Raw genomic sequence first — 20,853 nt, 5'->3', positions numbered from 1 at the left:
GCCGTGGGCGCTGCGGCCCTGCGGCATGCCGGATTTTGCCAGCCTTCCTCAGTTAGGCTCCACTCTATGTCTGCCCAAAATCGAACGATGAGCGATGCCGCCGCGGGGATCCTCGGCTTCGTCGGCATGAGCGCGCTCGCCGGCATCCTCGTGACTGCCGCGGTGACCCCTGCGCTCGCCGTCACGGGCATGGCCGCGAACAACAGCATCACCATGTTCGAGAACCTCCCGGGGTACCTCGAGCCGAAGGAGCTCTCCGAGAAGTCGACGGTGCTCGCCAAGAACGGCGACGGCGAGTGGATCGAACTCGCCTCGTTCTTCGACGAGAACCGCGAGGAGGTCGCCTGGGACTACATCTCGCAGTACCTGAAGGACGCGGCCGTCGCGGGTGAGGACCCGCGCTTCTACAGCCACGGCGGCGTCGACATCCAGGGTACGGTGCGCGGCGCGCTGAGCACCGTCATCGGCCAGGACACCCAGGGCGGATCATCGATCACCCAGCAGTACGTGAAGAACGTGCTCATCAACAACGGCGTCTCCGAGGCGACGACCGAGGAGGAGAAGGCGGCCGCCTACGAAGCGGCGACCGAGGTCAGCGCCGAGCGCAAGCTCAAGGAGATCCGGTACGCGATCTCGCTCGAGAAGAAGTACTCGAAGGACGACATCCTGCGCGGCTACCTGAACATCGCGCACTTCGGCGGTCGCGTCTACGGCGTGCAGGCCGCCGCCCAGTACTACTTCGGGACGAACGCGCACGACCTCACGCTCGCGCAGGCCGCGAGCCTCATCGCGATCGTGAACCACCCGGAGAAGTTCCGCCTGGACTACCCCGAGAGCGAGGAGAACGGGGCGAACTCGGTCGACGCGGCAGGCGAGGCGACGCCCTATGCGGCGAACAAGGACCGTCGAGACTACATCCTCCGGGAGATGCTCGACGAGAAGAAGATCACCCAGGAGGAGTACGACGCTGCGGTCGCCGAGCCCGTCACCCCGAAGATCTCGGAGCCGAGCACCGGCTGCGTGACGGCGAAGGGGCACGCGTTCTTCTGCGACTACGTCGCGTGGGAGATCCGCAACAAGTTCGACGACCCCGAGACCGAGGTCGATGAAGGCCGCGAGCTCCTGCAGAAGGGCGGCCTGAAGATCTACACGACGATCGACCTCTTCGTGCAGGACGAGGCCATCCGCGCCCTGAACGACAACGTGCCGAAGTCCGCCGACAGCGTCGACATCGGCGGAACCGTGGTCAGCGTCGAGGTGGGGACGGGCAGGATCCTCGCGATGGCGCAGAACAAGGACTACTCGAACGATCCCGACGTGCTCGCCTCGGGCAAGAACTACACCGCGGTGAACTACAACGCCGACATCGACTACGGCGGCTCCAGCGGCTTCCAGCCCGGCTCCACGTACAAGGTCTTCACGCTCGCCGAGTGGCTGAAGGAGGGTCACGCCCTCAACGAGTCCGTCGATGCGCGATTCCGCGAGAACTGGGGCTCGTTCAACAACAGCTGCGAAGGCACGATGAGCGGCGACGGCTGGGGACCGAAGAACGACGACTTCAGCCCCGGCGGGTACTGGACCGCCGTCCAGAACACCATGAACTCCTACAACACCGGGTTCGTCGCGATGGCCAAGCAGCTCGACCTGTGCGGCATCGCGAAGACCGCCGAGGCGCTCGGCGTGCACCGGGCCGACTACGACCCGCTCTCGCAGTTCCCGTCGGCCGTTCTCGGCACGAATGAGATCGCTCCCCTCTCGATGGCGACCGCGTTCGCGGGCATCGCCGGCAACGGCGTCTCGTGCTCGCCCATCGCGATCGACAAGATCACCAAGCAGGACGGCACCGAGCTCGACCCGCCCAAGTCGGAGTGCAAGCAGGCACTGACGCCGGAGGTCGCTGCCGGAACGGCCTACGCGATGGAGCGGACCGCCGAAGGCGGCACCGCTGCGGCCTCCGCCACCCGCACCTCCCCCTGGGTCCCGATGATCGGCAAGACCGGTACGACGGACAACGCCGAAGCCACCTGGATGAGCGGCGCCTCCACGGAGGTCGCCACCGTCGTCGGCGTGTTCAACGTGACGGGCCACGTCAACCTCCGGGACACCTACTTCGACGCCGGCCAGGCTGCGTCGCTCCGCCACCAGATCTGGCCGCGAGTCATGTCGGTCGCCAACGAGCGGTACGGCGGAGGCGACTTCCCCGAGGTCCAGGGCTCCATGCTGAACGCGCCCCAGGTCTCGGTGCCCGACGTTCTCGGGCTGTCGCCCGAGGAGGCGCAGAAGGCGCTCGAGTCCGCAGGCTTCGGCTGGCAGATGGACGGCGAGGTCGACTCCGACAAGCCCAAGGGCACGATCGGCGCGCAGTCGCCCTCCGGAGCCGCGAGCCGCGGTGCGGTCATCAGCCTGCAGGTCAGCCGGGGCAACCTGTCCGGCCTTCCGAACGTGGTCGGCATGACCGGCGACGAGGCGGAACGCACGCTGAAGGACGCGGGCTTCAAGGTGAACCGGCGGGAGGAGGATGTCACGGACCCGACCCAGGACGGGATCGTCGTCAGCCAGTCGCCGAGTGCGGGCGGCTCCGTGAAGGCGGGCGCACGCATCGAGATCGTCGTCGGAAAGCTCAACCTCCCCGGTGGGGGCGGTGGCCCCGATGAGCCGGGCGGAGACTCCCCCGACCAGGGCGACTGATGGGGTCCGGACTGACGCCCGTCGCGCGGATCGCACTCGCGATCGGCGCGGCGGGCGCCGCCGCGTTCGCGTGGGGCTCGCTCGTCGAGCGGCGCCGCTACACCCTCCGCCGCGTCGAGGTCCCGGTCCTCCCGGCCGGATCCGATCCGGTTCGAGTGCTGCACGTGTCCGACCTGCACATGGCGCCCTGGCAGCGTGACAAGCAGGAGTGGGTGGCGTCACTCGCCGCCCTGCGACCCGACCTGGTGATCGACACCGGAGACAACCTCGGGCACCGCCGCGGACTGGAGGGCGTGCGTCGCGCCCTCGAGCCGTTCCGAGGGGTCGCCGGGGTGTTCGTGAATGGATCCAACGACTACTTCGGGCCCGTCGTGAAGAACCCGCTGTCCTACTTCGGCGGGCCGTCCGGCAGGGTCGCCCGTGCCGAACGCCTCGACATCGGCGCCCTGCACGACTTCTTCGCGGAACTCGGCTGGGTCGACCTCGACAACGCCGCCACCTCGATCGAGATCAGTGGCACGCACTTCGAGTTCTTCGGCGTCGACGATCCGCACCGCGGCTACGACCGACTCGAGGTCGTCGCCGCCGCCATCGACGACCTGCGTGCCGATGATCCGTTCGGCGAGGACGTCTGGCCGGACCGGGACACCGGGCCGACCGTGCGCCCGACGGTCACGATCGGCGTCACGCACGCACCGTACCGACGCGTGCTGAACTCGTTCGTGAACCACGGCGCGCAGCTGCTCATCGCCGGCCACACCCACGGCGGGCAGGTCTGCCTCCCCGGGTTCGGAGCGCTCGTCACGAACTGCGACATTCCGCGCCAGCAGGCCAGCGGGCTGAGCGTGTGGCGTCACGGACTGCGCAGCGCCTACCTGAACGTCTCGGCCGGCCTGGGCACGTCGATCACGGCACCCGTTCGCTTCGCGTGCCCGCCCGAGGCCACGCTGATGACGCTGACCGCCGCGTCCTGAGCTCCGCCGGCGTGCTCGGGGCTCCGCGACCCAGAGGCGGCGCGCGACGGTGCCGGCGATCCCGGGTGGTCAGGAGAACGGAAAATCTCGGCTATGCTTGTGGAGGCCTTCGGGCCCCCGGGGTGTGGCGCAGCTTGGTAGCGCGCTTCGTTCGGGACGAAGAGGTCGCAGGTTCAAATCCTGTCACCCCGACCGGGAAACCCGGCGCCTCAGCGCGATCCGGATGTCGAGCCCCCTCCGTGCGAGGGGGCTCGATGCGTTTCACCTCGCCGACCGCGAGTCACGTCGCCCGTCGCGACTCGCCCGCGGCCGCGCCATCCGCTCGGCTGCGCCCGCTCGCCCACCGGAAGAACCGCTCGATGGGCCCACGTCCGATCGTCCGGCGCCACAGCCAGGCGAACGCGGCGGATCCCACGACGAGACCGATGAGCAGGGGCCAGGAATCGTCGGAGACCACGCCGTCGTCGCGAACGTACTTCGCGTTGGCGATGACGACCAGGTGCAGCGTGTAGATCGTGAGCGGCATCGCGCCCATCGCCGTGATCGGCGACAGGATGGCGTGCGAGTACCGTCGCACGGCAGGCCCCGTGAAGCTGAGGAGCGCGGTCGTCGCCGCGACGACGACCACGCCGACGGCCGTGTTCCCCAGCGTCTCGAGCGACGTCCCCAGGGGGATGCTCCAGGCCGTCGTGTCGGGAGCGGACGCGATGTCGTCGGCATCGGGAAGCCCTCGTCCGAGACCGAGGGCGAGCAGCGCGACGGGGATCGCGACGACGGAGGCCGACGCGATCGTCCGGCGGCCCTCGATGCCGGCGCGCGCCAGGCCGAGTCCGATCAGCATGACCGGCACCCAGATGATGACGGGATAGGCCCCGACGAGGAACCATTCGACCAGGATGCCCGTCGGTTGCGTGGCGAGTTCCGCCAGGCCGCGGTCTCGCGCGGCGAGCTCCGCGAGGGCCGGCGTGATCGCGAGCAGCCCGATGCCGAGCGGGAGCGCGACGCGGGCCGAGAGAAACATGAGGGGGAGCATCAGCAGGAACGCGACCCCGTAGACGTCGAGGATGACGAACACGAGGGGGCGGAGCAGCGCGACCACGAGCAGGCCCAGCGCGATGAGCAGCACCCCTCGGATCGCGATCTGGCGCCGGAGCTCCGCGCGTCGAGCGCCCGACGCGGGCGGTGTCATCGCGCCCGAGAGGAGGCCGAGCCCGATCCCCGCGGTGAGGGCGAACAGCAGTCGCGGACGCTCGTCGGCGACGGCGATGACCGAATCCCAGAACTCGACGTCCGCGGCGGGCGACACGTGCGCGACGAACATCCCGATGAGGGCGAGGCCCCGCGCGGCGTCGACGCCGTCGACTCGTGACGGGCTGCGCGCCACCCGGCGGTCAGGAGCATCGGCCATTGCGCCATCCTCGCATCCGCCACCGCGTCCGACCCGCGAGAGCCCGCGAGAACGCCCGCGAATCCGCGCGAACCGGCGCGAACCGGCGCGAACCAGCGCGAATCCGCCGCGCGATATCAGGGCAACGGGGCGCACACGGTGTAACGACCGGTTCGCAGCTCCTCGTCGCACCCGTCGAAGGGCGGTTCGCCCCACCAGATGGTCGGGTCGTCGGCGGTGGCCGCGCCGGCGTCGGTGAGCCCGATGTGCGCGCCGGCGAGCACCGCGACGCTCACGGGGGCGCCCCACCACGTCGCGAGCCGCTCGTGGCCGAGCTCGGCGACGTCGCGCGCGGCCGCGCGCTGGTCGGCCAGGGACTCGCCCGGCACGCCGGGCCTGGTGCCGACGGTCTCGACGCGGACCGCCGCCGACCAGACGAAGGCGACGAGCAGCATGCCCGCGAACGCGGCCACGGCGGCCCGCGTGACCGTGGTGCGATGGCTGCGCCAGACGATGCGAGCAGCGGGCACGAGGGATGCGGCGAGGACCGGCGCGAAGGCCAGGACCCCGGGCGCGGGGTGGCGCACCCAGGCGGGGGTGTGCCGCGACACGAACCACCAGGCCAGGAACGTCGCCAGCCCGAGTCCGGCTGTGAGCAGGATGGCGGTCGTCTCCGCGAGCCCGGCTCGCACCCGACCCGGATCGGCGAGCAGCGCGGGCGTGCGACGGACGCGTCGCGCCGCGATGACGAGCAGCGCGGCCCCGCCCGAAATCGCCAGGGCCGCGACGAGGGCCGACACGACGATGGGCAGGTTCCACGACCCCGCCAGGGCCCCGAGCTTGTCCAGCGCCGTCACGACGTACCCGCGCTGGCCCCCGGAGAGCAGGAAGTATCCGAAATCGCGGAGGTTCGCCCAGTAGCCCGCCGGACCCAGCGAGACGAGCTTGGCGGCCTCGAACAGGACCGTCGGCACGGCTGCGGCTCCGGCCGCGGCGAGGACCCTGGGCACCGTCGTCCGCAGCCGCCCGGCCAGCGGGCCCGGCGCGTCGAGCAGCACCGCCAGCGCGAAGGCCGGCACGGCGAGCAGGGCGATGAACTTCGTCTGGATGGCGAGTCCCACGAGCAGTCCCGCGAGCCACGGTCGCCGGTGGAGGAACAGGAGCGCGCCGGCGAGGAATCCCGCCGCGGTGACCTCGCCGAGCACGTCGGCCGGAGTCTGGATCGGCGAGGGCAGGGCGGCCGTCTCGAACGCGAGCGGGAGCGCCATCGCGACGAGCGCGGCCCACCGCCCGCCGAGCCGGTGCCCCACGAGGCCGAGGGCGGCCAGCAGCCCGACGTAGCCCAGGCTCGCCACCAGCCTGCCCGCGAGGATCGGATCGACGCCGAGCGCGATCAGCCCGGCGGTCGGCAGGAGGATGACCGGCCCGGTCGAGATGCGAACGTCGAACGGGGTGAGCGTGCTCCCGGACAGCGTGCCGTCGCTCGCATAGCCCAGCCCGTCGACGAGATTGAGCGGCACGGTGAGGTTGAACGCCTCGTCTTCCCAGAGCCGCACGACCGCGATGCCGGGGACGAGGACGAGCAGGTTCCCGATCACGAGCGCGCCGCCCGCGACCCACCACAGGACACGCATGACGACGGAACGCCGGCGGTCGGTCGCCGAGCCGCCGCGGACCGGAGAGGCCGTCACCCGGCCGCTCCGGGGCGGAGCGACACCCTCCAGAGCTCGTTCGCCGCGGCGACCGCGAACCGCCGGAGGCGCTTCGGCGGCAGCTTCGGCGGGCGCTCGACCCCCCACATCGTCCCGGTCTGGTTGCTGCCGCGCCGCGGCAGGCTGGCCACGTCGACGTACCTGACGACGTAGCCGCGTCGGACCTCGGCGAGCGAGAAGTGCACGTGCGGGACGAGCGCGTCCGAGGGGACGAGCTCGAGCAGCTCCCTGAGCGGCGCCGGCCGGTACACCCGGAGCGGCGTGTTGACGTCGGGAACGCGGCGGCCCACGGCGGCGGCGATCACGAGCCCCACGCCGAACGTCAGCGCGCGCCGGAACCACGGGTCCTCCCGCCCTCGTCGCACGCCGTGGACCACGTCGGCCTCCGTCGACTGCGCGGCGCGCACCGCGCGGGCGAGATCGGATCCGTGGAACTGGCCGTCGCCGTCGACGTGCAAGATGAGGTCGGGCGAACCTTCGAGCCCCGCGCGGTACGCCGCCAACGCAGTCGGCCCGTGCCCTCGATTCGCGTCGGCGCGGATCGCCCGGAGCCCCGGGAGACGTTCGCCGAGCTCCCCGAGCACGCGGTAGGTGTCGTCGGTCGACCGGTCGTCGACGACGACGAGGTCGAGGCGAGCGGCGAGCGGGGCGAGGTGCTCGTGGATCTCGGTGAGGAATCCCGGCAGCCCCTCGGCCTCGTTGTACGCGGGCATGACGACGACGAGATGGTCCAGCTGCACACGCCCTCCCGACGTCCGGCCGCACGCGGGGCGGTGTCGGCTCGCGTAGTAGCGTAGTCGAATGTCGAAGCACGATCGGTGGCGCCGCCTCGCCGGGCTCGGGGCCCGGTTCCTCACGGTCGGGGCGATCAGCACGATCATCGAGATCGCGGTGTTCAACCTGCTCTACCTCGTGCTCGGCGCCGACGTGGTGGTCGCGAAGGTCACCGCGTCGCTGGTCGCCCTCGTCAACGCCTACCTCGGCAATCGCGAGTGGACGTTCCGGGATCGCGGCGGTCATTCCCGGGCGGTCGAGATCACGCTGTTCGTGATCGTGAACGCGGCGTGCACGGCGCTCGGCGCGCTCATCGTCTGGGCGGGGGTGGTGGCGGCCTCCGCCATGCTCGGTCGCGAAGCCGGCCCCCTCGCGGTGAACGCGATCAACCTGGCGAGCATCGTAGTCGTCGTGCTGCTCCGGTTCGTGCTGTACCACTACGTCGTCTTCCGCGGCGTTCGCCGGCCGAACGCGGCGACGACGACTGAGGCCGCGCCGCCGGCCGGACGGCCGGCGGGCTCGGCATCGTCACGCTGACGCCGTGACCACCCGGTCGACGTAGCGCGCGAGCGCCGACGACGCAGGCTCCGGGTCGAAGCCGGCAGCGCGGATCTTCGCGAGGTCGAACTCGCTGTGCGCCGGACGCGCGGCGACCGCGCGCCCGTCGGCGGCGGCCTCCGCCGCGTAGGCCTCGGCCGTCACCGCGCGCACGCGATCGGGATCGTGTCCGGCCGCCGCGAACACCTCGCGCGCGACCTCGTGCCAGGTGACGACGGCGCCGCCGTTCGAGAGGTGGTAGGTGCCCGGTTCGGCGTCGCGGTCGAGCAGGTGACGGATGCCGCGGGCGAGTTCGTCCGCGAAGGTCAACCGCCCGGTCTGGTCGGCGACCACCGCGGGATCGGTGCCGGTGCTGGCGCAGTCGAGCATGGTCCGGACGAAGTTCGGGCCGTCGCCCACGAGCCAGCTCGTGCGGACGAGGTAGTGCCGCGGAACCCGTCGGACGGCGAACTCGCCCGCGGCCTTGGAGGCGCCGTAGGCGCCGAGCGGCGCGACCGACTCGTCCTCGCGGTGCGGGAACGTCGATCCGTCGAACACGTAGTCGGTGGAGACGTGGACGAGCGTCATCCGCCGCCGAGCGGCGACATCGGCGAGCGCTGCGACGCCGGCCGCGTTCACCGCCCACGCCGCCGCCCGGTCCTCCCCCTCGGCGCGGTCCACCGCCGTGTAGGCGGCGGCGTTGATGACCGTGCCGACGCCGCTCCAGTCGTACGCGGCGATCGTCCGGGCATCCGACAGGTCGAGCTCCTCGCGGAGCGGGAATCGGACGGACCGGCCACCGCCGCCGGAGTCCTCGACCGCGAACGTCTCGCGGAGCGCCCGGCCGAGCTGCCCGCTGCCGCCGAGCACCACCGTCGAGCGCGGCGGCACGGGCACCGCATCCGCGAGCCGGGGGTTCCTGCGGTCCTTCTCCGAGACGGCCGCCCGGTCGAGCGGGACCGGCCAGTCGATGCCGAGCGCGGGATCGCCGAGGTCGACGGCGGCATACGCGGCATCCGCCGACCAGTGGTCGTTGACGAGGTAGGTGTACGCCGTGTCCGGTTCGAGCGATTGGAACGCGTTGGCGACGCCGCGGGGCACGAACACCGCGACCCCGGGATGCAGTTCACGGGAGACGACCGTGCCGAAGCCCGGCCCCGGCCGGAGGTCGACCCACGCGCCGAACGCGCGGCCGGTCGCGACGCCGAGGTACTTGTCCCACGGCTCGGCGTGGAACCCGCGCGTGGTGCCGACCGCGGCGTTGTACGAGACGTTCTGCTGGACCGGCCCGAAATCGGGCAGCCCGAGCGCGACCATCTTCTCGCGCTGCCAGTGCTCCTTGAACCAGCCCCGGGAGTCGGGGTGCACCGGCAGGTCGACGACGAGCAGCCCGGCGATCGCGGTCTCGTGCACGCCGAGCCGGCTCGGTTCGCCGCTCACCGTCCGATCTCCGCGTACCGCGCCTCGGTGGCATCCTTCTGCGGGGCCCACCACGCCTCGTTCGCGCGATACCACTCGACGGTCCGCGCGAGTCCCTCACGGAAGTCCGTGGTCCCCGGGGCCCACCCGGTCTCGGCGCGCAGCTTCGACGCATCGATCGCGTACCGGAGGTCGTGTCCCGGCCGGTCGCCCACGAGGTCGTAGGCGTCGCGATCCCGACCCATCACCTCGAGGATCGTCCCGACCACGTCGAGGTTGTCCCGTTCGCCGTCGGCCCCGATGAGGTACGTCTCCCCGATGCGGCCGCGCTCGAGGATCGCGAGGACGGCGCTGTTGTGGTCGTCGACGTGGATCCAGTCGCGGACGTTGCGCCCGGTGCCGTACAGCTTCGGCCGCCGCCCGCGGAGGATGTTGGTGATCTGGCGCGGGATGAACTTCTCGACGTGCTGGAAGGGGCCGTAGTTGTTGGAACAGCCGCTGATCGTGGCACGCAGGCCGAAGCTGCGCACCCACGCCGCGACGAGCAGGTCGGATGCCGCCTTGGTCGACGAGTACGGACTGGACGGCCGATACGCGGTCAGCTCGGTGAACCGCCCAGGGTCGTCGAGTTCGAGGTCGCCGTAGACCTCGTCCGTCGAGATGTGGTGGAACCGGATGTCGCGCCGACGCGCCGCCTCGATGAGCGTGAAGGTGCCGACGACGTTGGTGTCGATGAACGGCCTGGGACCCTCGAGCGAGTTGTCGTTGTGGGACTCCGCGGCGAAGTGGACGATGGCGTCGGTCGCCGGGTCGAGTCCGCCGACCAGGCGGGCCACGAGGTCGGCGTCCGCGATGTCGCCGCGTTCGAACCGGAACCGGTCGGAGGGCAGGTCCTCGAGCGAGGCGAGGTTCCCGGCGTACGTGAGCTTGTCGAGGACGAGCACGTCGTGGTCGGTCCGCTCGAGCGCCTGCCTGACGAAGTTCGAGCCGATGAATCCGGCCCCGCCCGTGACGAGCAGCGTGCTCATGCGCTCCCTCCGCGTTCGATGAGGCTGAGCAGGTACGCGCCGTACCCCGACCTGCTGAGGTCCGCCGCCCGAGCGCGGAGCGCGTCGTCGTCGATCCAGCCCTGCCGCCAGGCCACCTCCTCGGGTGCGCCGACCTTGAGGTTCTGACGGCGCTCCACCGTGCGCACGAACTCGGTCGCCTCGGACAGCGAGTCGACCGTGCCGGTGTCGAGCCACGCGGTCCCGCGAGGCAGGACCTCGACCTCGAGGCGTCCGTCCGCGAGGTAGGCCGCGTTGACGTCGCTGATCTCGTATTCGCCGCGGGCGGAGGGTTCGAGCGACCGGGCGATCGAGACCACGTCGTTGTCGTAGAAGTAGATGCCCGGCACGGCGTACGCGCTCTTCGGGCTCGCAGGCTTCTCCTCGATCGAGATCGCGCGCCCGGTGGCGTCGAACTCGATGACCCCGTACGCGGCCGGGTCGGCCACGCGGTACGCGAACACCGCCGCGCCGTCGAGCCCTCGGAATCGCGAGAGCCGGGTTCCGAGCCCGGGGCCGTAGAAGATGTTGTCGCCGAGCACGAGGCAGACCTCGTCGTCGCCGATGAAGTCGGCACCGATGACGAACGCCTGGGCGAGCCCCTCCGGTGCGGCCTGCTCGGCGTACGAGATCGCGATGCCGAACTGCGATCCGTCGCCGAGCAGGCGATGGAACTGGGGGGCGTCGTGCGGTGTCGTGATGACGAGCACGTCGCGGATCCCTGCGAGCATGAGCGTGCTCAGGGGGTAGTACACCATCGGCTTGTCGTAGACGGGAAGCAGTTGCTTCGAGACGCCGATCGTGACCGGGTGCAGGCGGGTGCCGGATCCACCGGCCAGGATGATGCCCTTCATCGCGTCCCATTCTGCCCGAGCCGCGGGTGGCGCACGCGGCGATCGGCGGTCAGCCCTCGGTGCAGCCCGGGGCGTCGATCGTGATCCCGGCGGGCCGCACGAGAGGGGTGTGCCTGACCTCGAGCGGGCCGTACTCCGCGCCGGCCTCGCCCGTGAACGTCGCGGTGACGGCGTGCGACGCGCCGGGCGTGTTCCGGACGTTGACCTTCACCGCGGGGCGTCCGAGGTGCGGCAGGGGGGTCGCGGAGACGGCCTTCCCGTCGACCGTGACCGATCCGAACGTGGTTCCGACGGGTCCGTACAGGACGAGGTCGGTCGAGATGTCGCCCCGAGGGAAGTACTTGCCCGTCGCGACGTACGCAGCGAGGCCGTCGACGTCGCCCGGCTGGACGGTGTTGGTGAGCGTGGCGCTCGTCGAGAAGGTCGGCGCCGCGCCGGCGTCGACGGTGCAGGCGTCCGTCGACGCGGCGACATCGAGCTGGACGTAGTAGTCCATCTTCCCCTGGGTGATGTCGTTGACGTACACGCCGACGACGCTCTCCTCGGCGTTGTCGGCGGGCAGCGTGCCGGCGATTCGCGCGCCGGCGATGTACTCGGCCTCGTCGGCGTCGGACGGGACGTACATCAGCCGGTCCTCGTCGATCGACCGGTTCAGCGCCTCGACGAGGTCACCGGCGTCGCCGCCCCCGGCGGTCAGGACCTTGAACACCGAACCGGCCGCCGCGGCGAAGAAGGCGTCCTGGTCCTCGGGCTCCTCGTACATCGAGTAGACCTCGTTGAGCACGAGGCTCGCGGCATTGTCGGCGGTGAGCTTCTCGCCGGTCGGCAACGTGACGGGACCGGTCGCCCCGAGGAGGTACCCGAGCGCGACCGGGTCGAACGACACCACCCCGTCGACCTGGTCGCCGAACGACTCGGCCCAGAACGCCCTGATCAGCTCGGAGCTCTCGGGGAAGTCGGGCGTCAGCGTGACATCCATCATGTAGCGCCCGATCTTGTCGCCGTAGAGCGCCTCGGTCTCGGGATCGAGCTCGATGATGGGCGTCGCCCGGCCGTTCTGGAAGTCCGAGCTCGACGCCTGGCGGGCGATGCTGATGCGGCCGTCGGTGACGTTCACGAGGAGCAGCGCGGCCGGATTGCCCCCGGTTCCGCGGGCCTCCGCGAGGTTCTGGAAGAGGACGAGGTAGTTGCGTGGTCCCTCGGCTCCGAGCGCGCCGGGAAGGACCGCGAGGGCCTGGCGGGCGGGGAGGATCATCGGCTCCAGCTCCGACACCGCGCCGTCGAGCTGGTCGATCCCGTCGCGGACGGGTCCGATGAGCGACTCACGGTCGACCGTGTCGAGCTCGGCCGAGACCTCGACGATCGTGTCGGCCACGCCGTCGACCGTCTCCGAGAGCTGCGTCAGCGCGGTGAGATCGACGGCGCCGTCCACGGGCTTCAGTGCGTCGATGCTCAACGTGGTGGCCGGCTCCACGACGCCGTCGACGAGGTCGTCCACCGAGGCGGACGTCACGCGCACCGCCTGCAGATTCGGCCCGAGCGTCGGCACCCACTCCAGCGACCGCCACATCGGGTCGTCGGTGAGTTCGCGGGCCTTCGCCGAATGCGTCCGCAGCTGGTCGATGGTCGCCGTGGCACCCTCGCGGTCGCCCGCGAGGATCTGCTGCTGCGCCTGCTTGGCGAGCGGGATGGCCTGCTCGAGTTCGTCCTTCGCGGCGAAGCCGCGTTCGGCGACCTGCGCGCCCGCGACGCCGAGACCCACGAGGGCGAGGAGGATGACGCCCAGCGTCACCGGCACCCATAGCCGTGCGCTCTTCACCAGCGGCCGCTTCGGCCGATCCGTTCCTCGCCTACCCACGGGTGACATCGTAGACGCGGCTCACCGGGAGACGGCCCCGAGCGGGGTCACGATCCGGACACGCCATCAGTAAGCGCCCTGCGCCCGGAGCACGGCCCGGCCGGTGCGGTAGAGGATGATGACGTCCCCCGTGAGCGACCAGTTCTCGACGTAGTAGAGGTCGAGGCGCACGCTGTCGTCCCACGACAGGTCGGAGCGGCCCTGCGTCTGCCAGAGACCCGTGATGCCGGGCCGGACGAGGAGGCGCCGGCGCGCCCAGTCGTCGTAGCGCTCCACCTCGGCCGCGAGCGGCGGACGGGGCCCGACGAGGGACATCTCGCCGCGCAGGACGTTGATGAACTGCGGCAGCTCGTCGAGGCTGTACCGGCGCAGGATGGCGCCGATGCGCGTCACGCGCGGGTCGGATCGCATCTTGAAGAGCACGCCGTTGCCGTCGGTGCGGTCGAGCAGCGTCGGCAGCTGCGCCTCGGCGTCCACCACCATCGACCGGAACTTGAGCATGCGGAAGCGTTCGCCGTTGAGCCCGACGCGCTCCTGCGAGTAGATCGCGGGGCCGTCGCTGTCGCGTCGCACGAGCAGGGCGATCGTGAGGAAGACCGGGCTCAGGATGACGAGGGCGAGCGCGGAGACGACGATGTCGAACGCGCGCTTGGCCGCGTACTTGCGGCCGCTGAAGACCGGGTAGTCGACCTGGATGAGGGGCAGGCCGGCGACGGGTCGCGCGTGGATCCGCGGGCCCGCGACATCCGTCATCGCCGGCGCCACCACGAGGTTCGTCGACGTGGCCTCGAGCTGCCAGCCGAGCTCGCGCATGCCGCGCGGGTCGATGGTGTCGGCGCCGGTGAAGACCACCGTGTCGGCGCGCGCATCGCGCAGGGCCGCGTCGAGCGCGTCGTACGCTCCGAGGACGGGGATGCCGGGCGCGAGCTCGCGCGCCGCCTCGCCGTGCTCGGTGACGGCGCCGACGATCAGGAAGCCCGAGATGCCGTCCCGCGCGATCTGCTGCGCGACGTGGACGGACTTCTGCCGCTCCCCCATGAGGATGGCGCGGTGCAGGAACCGGCCGGCGGCGCGCTGGCGCAGCAGCCACTTGCGCCACGCCCACCGCCCGGTCATGAGCAGCGCGAGGCCGAGCGGCAGCGCGACGAGCACGTACGCGCGGCCGACCTCGGACCGCAGCAGGAAGGCCCCGATCGCGAGGATCGCGAAGACCCGGATGCTCGCGTCCGCGATGCGGCGGTACTCGGCGGTGCCCGCACCGATGATGGTGCGGTCGCGGGTCGCGAAGATCGACAGCGACGCGAACCAGCCGGCGGCGAGGAGCGCGGAGACGAGGGCGTAGCTGAGCAGGTAGTCGGCGTCGCCGTCGACGCCGGGGATGCGGAGCGAGGTGCCGGTCGTGCCGAACCGGATGAACTGCGATCCGTACACGGCGAACACGATGACGAGGAGGTCGGTGACGAGCAGGCGGCGGGCGTAGGAGCGCTGCCACTCGGCGACCACCGCGGCCGGACTCGTCTCGGTGGGCTGCCGCGTGAGGGTCATGCACCACCTCCGCCGCAGTGGCTCGCGGGCCCGATGTCGACCCCCGAGCGCCCGCCGTTCGGGTCGACGGGCATGGCTAGGCTATCTCCGGATGTCCCCGCAACGGAGGACCGGGTCGAAAGTGCCCCCCGAACTGGGGAGAAACGCGACGGGCGGTGCTGCCGGCGGCTGCTCACCCGTGCCGGCCGCGCAGCCGGCCGCCGCTCTCCTGCAGGTAGCACACGCCGCAGAGCGATTCGTAGGCGACCTCGACGCCGTCGATCGCGACCTGGTCGCCGTCGAACACGTACCGGTCGCCGATGCGCCGTCCGTTGAAGATCGCCTTGCGTCCGCAGCGGCAGATCGTCTTCAGCTCCTCGAGGCTGTGCGCGACCTCGAGCAGCCGCCGGCTGCCCTCGAAGGCGGCGGTCTGGAAGTCGGTGCGGATGCCGTAGGCGAGCACGGGGATGTCGTCGAGCAGCGCGATGCGCAGGAGGTCGTCGACCTGCTCCCCGGTCAGGAACTGCGCCTCGTCGACGAGGAGGCAGCTCACGTCGCGGCCGTGCTCCTCGATCACGGGGGTGCGGTGACGCTGGAACAGCTCGAGCACCGGATCGTGCGGGGCGATCGTGAAGTCCACCTCACGCACGACGCCGAGCCGCGAGACGATGTCGCGGTCGCCCTTCGTGTCGATCGCGGGCTTCGCGAGCAGCACCCGATGCCCGCGCTCCTCGTAGTTGAAGGCGGCCTGCAGCAGCGCGGTCGACTTGCCCGAGTTCATGGCGCCGTACCGGAAGTAGAGCTTCGCCACTACTCGAGCATCCCGTCCTCCGCCGCGCGGCGGATCAGCTCGGCCCGTCGCCCGGCGGGCCGGCCGACCTTCGCGTACTTGTCGCGCGCACGGCGCAGGTACGTCTTCGCCGTCTCGTAGCCGACGTCCATCGCGGCGGCGACATCGGCGGTCGAGCGGCCCTGCACGTAGAGGGCGACCGCACGTCGCTCGGCGGCGCTCAGGGCGGCGTCGGATGGCGCGGCCACCCCGCCGGCCGCCGGGTCGCCGTCGACCGCGACCGCGCCCCCGCGCCCGCCCAGCAGCGCGCGGCGCGCGAGGCCGACGACCTCGCCCAGCGGCTGCGTCTTGGAGACGAACCCGTCGGCGCCGGCCGCGAGGCAGCGCTCGCGCGACTCGGCGTCGTCGAGCGCGGTCACCACGACGACCGAGGCGCCGGCCGCGCGGCATGCACGGATCCGCGACTCGATCGAGACGGAGTCGCCGAGCTGCAGGTCCATGAGCACGAGGTCGACCGGGAACTCGGGATGCCGGATGAGGTCGAGCCACTGCGTCGTGCGGATCGCCACGTCGAGGTCGGGCGCGTGCTCGCCGATCCACGCGGCGAGGCCGTCGACGATGAGGGCGTGGTCGTCGAGGATGGCGACGCGCACGGTCCCCTCGGCGTCGGGATCAGGCGTCATAGCGGAACTCCACCCGGACATTCTCTCGCGACAGCTCGAGTTCGCCGCGCACGCCCGCCGCTCGGGCGGCCGCCACGAACCGGTCGAGGTCGCGTCGGGCCGGCGCGGCGCCCGCCGTCACCGCGTCGACCGTGACGCGCGCGCGTCCGTCGTCGGCTCGCACGGTCACCCGGATCGACTCGGAGCGGTCGTCGGCCGACAGCCACGACAGCAGCGCGGTGAGTGCGGGGCGTTGGTCGCTCGGCAGCCGCGACGCGGTCGCGCCCGGGTCGTCGACGGTGATCCGGATGTCGCGGGCCGCGTCGAGCGAGGATGCGAGGTCGTCCAGCCAGGTCGACTCGATCCCCGCCTTCAGGGCGCGGCGGAGCATGTCGGCGAGTTCGCGGGCGCGATCGGCGTCGGCGACCGAGATGCGGTCGGCGGCGGCGACGTGCGCCAGGAAGGGCAGCACCTCGCGACCGAGCACCGAGACCCGCCCCTGCTGCACCGACCGGACGATGCCCTCGCGCAGACCTCCGTCGCGCTCGAGCGCGGTGGCGTTCGCCTGCCGCTGCCATTCCAGGCTCGCGCCGACGATCGTCGCCGAGTACGCCGCCGCGGCCGCCGAGAGGGCGAGCACGGCGACCGAGTTCACGACCACGAGCACCGCGGCGGGCACGTCCAGCACGCTCGAGCCGGCCGTCCCGACGGCGAGGATCGCGAGCACCGCGGCCGCCACCGTGCCGGCGAGCAGGAGCGAGATCCACGTGCAGAACGGCGCGAGCGAGAGGATCAGCATGCCGACGACGACCGGCCCGTAGTCGTCGTAGAGGTACCGGTCGGCGCCGACCGTGCTCAGGTACTCGGCGACCGCGCCGGCGACGCCGAGCGACACGACGTACCAGAGCCGGTCCACCGTGAACGGCGCCCGGGACGCCCGCACCGAGAGCGAGGCGACGAGGCCGGCGATCGCGACGAGCAGGATCCCGAGCCAGGCCGCGAACGGGGAGCCGACCTCCTCCCAGTGCCACGCGGTCAGCGCGACCGAGGCGCCGAGGGCGAGCACCGCGCCGATCGGGACGAGCGGGCCCGCCGCGACGGCGCCGATCGGGTCGACCTCCTGCTGGGTGAGGCGCATCGTGCCGATCATGCGCCGCCCTCCGGGACCGAGAGCACCACGGTCGTGCCGACGCCGGGTCGCGACCAGATGCGGGCACGGCCGCCCTCCTGCTCCACGCGCCCGCGGATCGAGGTCTTGAGCCCGATCCGGTCCTCGGGCACGCGATCCGGGTCGAATCCGCGTCCGCTGTCGACGATGACGACCGTCACCTCGCCGTCGCCAGGGCCGATCGCGAGCTCGACGTCGTCGACGCCCGCGTGGCGCGCCACGTTCACGAGGCACTGCGCGACGGCGGCCTCGAGGGCGGCCCGCCGCTGGGGCCCGATGCGGGCGAGCGCCTCGGGCGAGCCCGAGAGGTTCACGGTGAGGCCCGAGGCGCGGGCCATCGCGAGGGCGTCGTCGAGACCGTCGGATGTCGCGGCGGAGGCGCCGCGCGGCCGGTCCGCGCCGCCCGACTCCGCGGTCGTCCTCGCGCCGGCGGCGGACGGCGAGACGGCCGGCCCGGGGGAGGTCGCGCCCGCGCCATCCGTGCCCCCCACGCGAGCGCCCACGCGCGTCGCGGACCCTGCGGCATCGAGCGCGACGTCGGACTGCCCGGCGTGCTCGGCCGCCCAGTCGCGGCCGACGATGAGCGTGAGATCGTGGCCGATGGCAGCGCGCAGCCGTTCGTCGACCGGGCCCGAGCCGGCTGCCGCGATGGCGACGAGGTGACTGAGGGCGGTGTCGTGCAGGCGCGCGATCGCGCGCAGTTCGTAGTCGTGTCGGATCACGAGCTCGCGCGTCTGCTGGCTCGCCCGGTGCAGGGCCGTCCCACGGCGCCCTTCGCTCCGGGTGAGCGAGTCGTAGACCCGCGCGACCACGACCAGCGCGAGCGCCGCGGCCGCGGCGACGCTCGGCGCCCACGCCCCGCCGACGATCGCCGCACCGAGCAGGCTCGCCGCTTCGCCGAGCCCCCATCCGAGCGCGGCCCACGTGATCGCGATGCGCGATCCGATCCCCGCGCCGCCGACGAGCAGCAGCGCCACCCTCGGCATCGCGAGGACCGCGTTGTTCGTCGTCTCGAAGCCGTTGTCGGGCTGCATCACCAGCGTGGTGAGGCCGAACACGACCGCCGTGCCGCCGAGGAGGTAGGTCACGGTGAGCGTGACGGAGGGGTTCAGCGTGACGAGCGCGTAGAGCAGCGCCTGCACGACGACCATCGCGGTCGCGATGAGCGCCGTCTGCCGGTCGGAGATGCCGTCGGGGTCAGGATCGACGACGACGGATGCCAGGGCGACCATGAGCGCGGCGGCGAGGCACACGGCGCCGGCGGCGTGACCGGCACTCGCGAGCGCCCTGCTGAGGGACGCGCGTGCGAGGTGCTCGGGCAGGCCGAGGGTCATTCGTGCTCCGATCCCGCCGTGCGGGGGAACACGGCGCTGGCCGGATTATCGCATCCGCCGCGGTCGCCGCCGAAGTCGATCGCGTGCAGCGGCGCCGGGCGTCCGCTGCCACGGTGCCTTCAGAAGAGCATCGCCGGGGCGGCGTCGGCGAGCGCGGCGGCATCCGTCACCTCGCTGCGCCGACGGGCAGCGAACCGCGCCGCTCCCGACCCGCCGGGCCCGCGCTCCGCGCCGGTCGCAGCCGAGGACTGCACCCCGCCCGTGACCGCGTCCTCCCGACCGCGCTCCAGTCGGTGCGCGCGCATGAGCGGTCGGATGCGCGCGGCGAGCCACTCGCGGTACGCCTTCGGCGCGTAGGCCGCGGCGCCCGGGAACATCGCCCGGTACTTCGGCACCAGTTCGGGATGCTCGCGCGCGAGCCACGTGAAGAACCACGGCTTGACCGAACCGCGCAGGTGCAGCGCCGAGTAGATGACGCTGGTCGCACCCGCGGCCTTCGCTCGGCGCAGCGCGTCGTCGAGGTGCGCTCGCGTGTCGGTGAGATACGGGAGGATCGGCATCAGGAAGACCGTGCAGTCGAAGCCCGCCTCGCGCACGGCCGTGACCGTGGCCAGGCGCGCCGCCGTCGTGGGGGTGCCGGGTTCAATCGATCGCTGCAGTTCGTCGTCGTACACGGCGATCGACATCGCGAGGTCGACCGGCACGTGCTCGCGCGCGCTCGCGAGCAGCGGCAGGTCTCGACGGAGGAGCGTGCCCTTCGTGAGCACGCTGAACGGCGTGCCGCTGCCGGCGAGCGCCTCGATGATGCCGGGCATGAGCGCATAGCGCCCCTCCGCACGCTGGTAGGGGTCGGTGTTCGTCCCCAGGGCGACCGGCTCGTGCCGCCACGACGAACGAGCGAGCTCGCGCCGGAGCACGTCGGCCACGTTGACCTTGACGATCAGCTCCCGGTCGAAGTCGTCGCCAGGGCTCAGGTCGAGGTACTCGTGCGTCGGCCGCGCGAAGCAGTAGGCACATGCGTGACTGCAGCCCCGGTAGGGGTTGATGGTCCAGCCGAACGGCACGTACGACTGGCCGGGGACCTTGTTCAGGGCCGACTTCGCGAGCACCTCGTGGAAGGTCAGCCCGGTGAACTCGGGCGTCTGTACCGACCGGACGAGGTTGTTCAGGCGAGCGAGGCCCGGCAGCGTGCCCTCCTGCTCGACGCCCAGTTCCTGCCCGTTCCACCGCATGGGCTCATTCGAACACATGTTCGAACGTGTGGCAAGCCGACGCACGGATCGCCGTGTCATATCTCAGGACATCGGTGACAGTTCTGCCTCAGGACATTGGTGACGCTTCCTCGGTTGTTGGGGTGACACTTCGGCGGCGAGTCTGCGGGGATGGCTGCCAGTGAACCTATTGACCCTCGTGTTCGTCTCGCGATCGCCCAGTGGCCCGAGGATGCGCCTCGGGGTGCGGTCTCGACGTTCTGCGCCGAACACGGCATCTCCCGGAAGTCGTTCTACGCGCTGCGCCGGCGGGCGCTGGACGACGGACCGGCCTCGATCCTCGAGCCCCGCTCCCGACGCCCACGCTCGAGCCCAACGCGCCTGACCGAAGACGTCAAGGCCCGCGCCGTGGCGGTGAGGGCGTCGCTGGAAGCATCCGGGTTGGATCACGGGCCCATCAGCGTGCACGACAGGATGCGGGCGATGGGATTGACCCCGGTGCCCTCGGTCGCATCCTTGGCGCGGATCTTCCGCGACGCGGGCGTCGCGCGGGCGGAGCCGAAGAAGAAGCCGCGTTCGGCGTGGCGCCGATTCGTGTACCCGGCGCCGAACGCGTGCTGGCAGCTGGACGCGACCGAGTACGTCCTCACCGGCGGCCGCAAGTGCGTGATCTTCCAACTCATCGACGACCACTCCCGCTACGCCGTCGCGTCTCTCGTCGCGCACAGCGAGACCGCCGACGCCGCTGTCCTCGTGTTCGACAAGGCCATGGCTGCCCACGGCGTCCCGCAACGGTTGCTGTCCGACAACGGGACCGCGCTGAACCCGTCACGTCGTGGGGTCTGCTGCACGAGTAGGTGACATCTGAGTTGGCTTGTCCTGCGGGACGGGCTGGAAGGATGTCATCGTGCCCAA

At 71.7% G+C, this 20,853-nt stretch carries 16 protein-coding genes, 1 tRNA gene and 1 pseudogene; 5 read left to right on the top strand and 13 right to left on the bottom strand.

All coding sequences use genetic code 11. From position 1 onward, the window contains the following. Positions 1-87 precede the first annotated feature (87 nt). The 3 genes from ACQ393_RS05595 to ACQ393_RS05585 all read left to right on the top strand — a co-directional run bounded on the left by ACQ393_RS05595 (position 88) and on the right by ACQ393_RS05585 (position 3,854). Positions 88-2,688 (top strand): transglycosylase domain-containing protein, encoded by a 2,601-nt coding sequence (locus ACQ393_RS05595; RefSeq protein ID WP_430645841.1) that lies wholly within the window; start codon positions 88-90, stop codon positions 2,686-2,688. Further along, the gene (locus ACQ393_RS05590) at positions 2,688-3,662 is read left to right on the top strand and encodes a metallophosphoesterase (protein WP_430645840.1); all 975 of its coding nucleotides are present in this window, start codon (positions 2,688-2,690) and stop codon (positions 3,660-3,662) included. The genes ACQ393_RS05595 and ACQ393_RS05590 overlap by 1 nt, the downstream gene beginning before the upstream one ends. A gap of 118 nt (positions 3,663-3,780) precedes the next feature. Beyond that, positions 3,781-3,854, top strand: a tRNA-Pro gene (locus ACQ393_RS05585). 88 nt (positions 3,855-3,942) lie between these two features. Here the strand turns inward: ACQ393_RS05585 and ACQ393_RS05580 are convergent. From ACQ393_RS05580 to ACQ393_RS05570, 3 genes are all read right to left on the bottom strand, one after another. Beyond that, on the bottom strand, positions 3,943-5,070 hold the full coding sequence (locus ACQ393_RS05580; RefSeq protein ID WP_430645839.1) for a heparan-alpha-glucosaminide N-acetyltransferase domain-containing protein: 1,128 nt from the start codon (positions 5,068-5,070) through the stop codon (positions 3,943-3,945). Between the two features lie 116 nt (positions 5,071-5,186). Continuing rightward, positions 5,187-6,740 carry a hypothetical protein gene (locus ACQ393_RS05575; protein ID WP_430645838.1) on the bottom strand — a complete coding sequence of 518 codons (1,554 nt, stop codon included), beginning with the start codon at positions 6,738-6,740 and terminating at the stop codon, positions 5,187-5,189. Beyond that, the gene (locus tag ACQ393_RS05570) at positions 6,737-7,501 is read right to left on the bottom strand and encodes a glycosyltransferase family 2 protein (RefSeq protein WP_430645837.1); all 765 of its coding nucleotides are present in this window, start codon (positions 7,499-7,501) and stop codon (positions 6,737-6,739) included. Before ACQ393_RS05570 ends, ACQ393_RS05575 begins: the two co-directional genes overlap by 4 nt. Positions 7,502-7,562: 61 nt before the next feature. On the opposite strand from ACQ393_RS05570, the gene ACQ393_RS05565 reads away from it, so the two are divergent. Continuing rightward, positions 7,563-8,072, top strand: a complete 510-nt coding sequence (locus ACQ393_RS05565; protein WP_430645836.1) for a GtrA family protein — start codon at positions 7,563-7,565, stop codon at positions 8,070-8,072. On the opposite strand, the gene ACQ393_RS05560 is transcribed toward ACQ393_RS05565, so the two are convergent. From ACQ393_RS05560 to ACQ393_RS05515, 10 genes are all read right to left on the bottom strand, one after another. Then, positions 8,064-9,512 carry a sugar nucleotide-binding protein gene (locus ACQ393_RS05560; RefSeq protein ID WP_430645835.1) on the bottom strand — a complete coding sequence of 483 codons (1,449 nt, stop codon included), beginning with the start codon at positions 9,510-9,512 and terminating at the stop codon, positions 8,064-8,066. The genes ACQ393_RS05565 and ACQ393_RS05560 overlap by 9 nt on opposite strands. Next, on the bottom strand, positions 9,509-10,519 hold the full coding sequence (gene rfbB / locus ACQ393_RS05555; protein WP_430645834.1) for a dTDP-glucose 4,6-dehydratase: 1,011 nt from the start codon (positions 10,517-10,519) through the stop codon (positions 9,509-9,511). The genes ACQ393_RS05560 and rfbB overlap by 4 nt, the downstream gene beginning before the upstream one ends. Beyond that, positions 10,516-11,391 (bottom strand): glucose-1-phosphate thymidylyltransferase RfbA, encoded by an 876-nt coding sequence (gene rfbA / locus ACQ393_RS05550; protein WP_430645833.1) that lies wholly within the window; start codon positions 11,389-11,391, stop codon positions 10,516-10,518. The genes rfbB and rfbA overlap by 4 nt, the downstream gene beginning before the upstream one ends. Positions 11,392-11,440: 49 nt before the next feature. Next, the gene (locus ACQ393_RS05545; protein ID WP_430645832.1) at positions 11,441-13,249 is read right to left on the bottom strand and encodes a DUF4012 domain-containing protein; all 1,809 of its coding nucleotides are present in this window, start codon (positions 13,247-13,249) and stop codon (positions 11,441-11,443) included. A 66-nt stretch (positions 13,250-13,315) separates the two neighbouring features. After that, a complete protein-coding gene (locus ACQ393_RS05540) occupies positions 13,316-14,794 on the bottom strand; it encodes a sugar transferase (protein WP_430645831.1) in 1,479 nt (492 codons plus the stop codon). Between the two features lie 172 nt (positions 14,795-14,966). Next, positions 14,967-15,584, bottom strand: coding sequence for a thymidine kinase (locus ACQ393_RS05535; RefSeq protein WP_430645830.1), 618 nt, complete (start codon positions 15,582-15,584; stop codon positions 14,967-14,969). Then, positions 15,584-16,246: a response regulator gene (locus ACQ393_RS05530; protein WP_430645829.1), complete on the bottom strand. Its 663-nt coding sequence runs from the start codon at positions 16,244-16,246 to the stop codon at positions 15,584-15,586. The genes ACQ393_RS05535 and ACQ393_RS05530 overlap by 1 nt, the downstream gene beginning before the upstream one ends. Beyond that, entirely contained in the window at positions 16,236-17,363 is a 1,128-nt protein-coding gene (locus tag ACQ393_RS05525) for a hypothetical protein (RefSeq protein ID WP_430645828.1), read from the bottom strand. The genes ACQ393_RS05530 and ACQ393_RS05525 overlap by 11 nt, the downstream gene beginning before the upstream one ends. Positions 17,364-17,371: 8 nt before the next feature. Beyond that, positions 17,372-18,727 carry a sensor histidine kinase gene (locus ACQ393_RS05520; RefSeq protein ID WP_430645827.1) on the bottom strand — a complete coding sequence of 452 codons (1,356 nt, stop codon included), beginning with the start codon at positions 18,725-18,727 and terminating at the stop codon, positions 17,372-17,374. 119 nt (positions 18,728-18,846) lie between these two features. Then, positions 18,847-19,959 carry an Rv2578c family radical SAM protein gene (locus ACQ393_RS05515; protein ID WP_430645826.1) on the bottom strand — a complete coding sequence of 371 codons (1,113 nt, stop codon included), beginning with the start codon at positions 19,957-19,959 and terminating at the stop codon, positions 18,847-18,849. A gap of 150 nt (positions 19,960-20,109) precedes the next feature. On the opposite strand from ACQ393_RS05515, the pseudogene ACQ393_RS05510 reads away from it, so the two are divergent. Next, a pseudogene (locus tag ACQ393_RS05510) lies at positions 20,110-20,781 on the top strand (DDE-type integrase/transposase/recombinase); the annotation flags it as partial. Between the last annotated feature and the right edge of the window lie 72 nt (positions 20,782-20,853).

This window comes from Agromyces sp. GXS1127, assembly GCF_050565425.1.
Lineage (GTDB): Bacteria > Actinomycetota > Actinomycetes > Actinomycetales > Microbacteriaceae > Agromyces.
The sequence above is the reverse complement of the archived record's forward strand: the minus strand, read 5'-3'. Positions and strand labels throughout refer to the sequence as shown.

Excerpts from the sequence above, each read along its gene's own strand:
- ACQ393_RS05595 (WP_430645841.1), top strand. The coding sequence starts at position 88 with ATGAGCGATGCCGCCGCGGGGATCCTCGGCTTCGTCGGCATGAGCGCG.
- ACQ393_RS05590 (WP_430645840.1), top strand. The coding sequence starts at position 2,688 with ATGGGGTCCGGACTGACGCCCGTCGCGCGGATCGCACTCGCGATCGGC.
- ACQ393_RS05580 (WP_430645839.1), bottom strand. The coding sequence starts at position 5,070 with ATGGCCGATGCTCCTGACCGCCGGGTGGCGCGCAGCCCGTCACGAGTC.
- ACQ393_RS05565 (WP_430645836.1), top strand. The coding sequence starts at position 7,563 with ATGTCGAAGCACGATCGGTGGCGCCGCCTCGCCGGGCTCGGGGCCCGG.
- rfbB (WP_430645834.1), bottom strand. The coding sequence starts at position 10,519 with ATGAGCACGCTGCTCGTCACGGGCGGGGCCGGATTCATCGGCTCGAAC.
- rfbA (WP_430645833.1), bottom strand. The coding sequence starts at position 11,391 with ATGAAGGGCATCATCCTGGCCGGTGGATCCGGCACCCGCCTGCACCCG.
- ACQ393_RS05540 (WP_430645831.1), bottom strand. The coding sequence starts at position 14,794 with ATGACCCTCACGCGGCAGCCCACCGAGACGAGTCCGGCCGCGGTGGTC.
- ACQ393_RS05530 (WP_430645829.1), bottom strand. The coding sequence starts at position 16,246 with ATGACGCCTGATCCCGACGCCGAGGGGACCGTGCGCGTCGCCATCCTC.
- ACQ393_RS05525 (WP_430645828.1), bottom strand. The coding sequence starts at position 17,363 with ATGCGCCTCACCCAGCAGGAGGTCGACCCGATCGGCGCCGTCGCGGCG.
- ACQ393_RS05520 (WP_430645827.1), bottom strand. The coding sequence starts at position 18,727 with ATGACCCTCGGCCTGCCCGAGCACCTCGCACGCGCGTCCCTCAGCAGG.
- ACQ393_RS05515 (WP_430645826.1), bottom strand. The coding sequence starts at position 19,959 with ATGCGGTGGAACGGGCAGGAACTGGGCGTCGAGCAGGAGGGCACGCTG.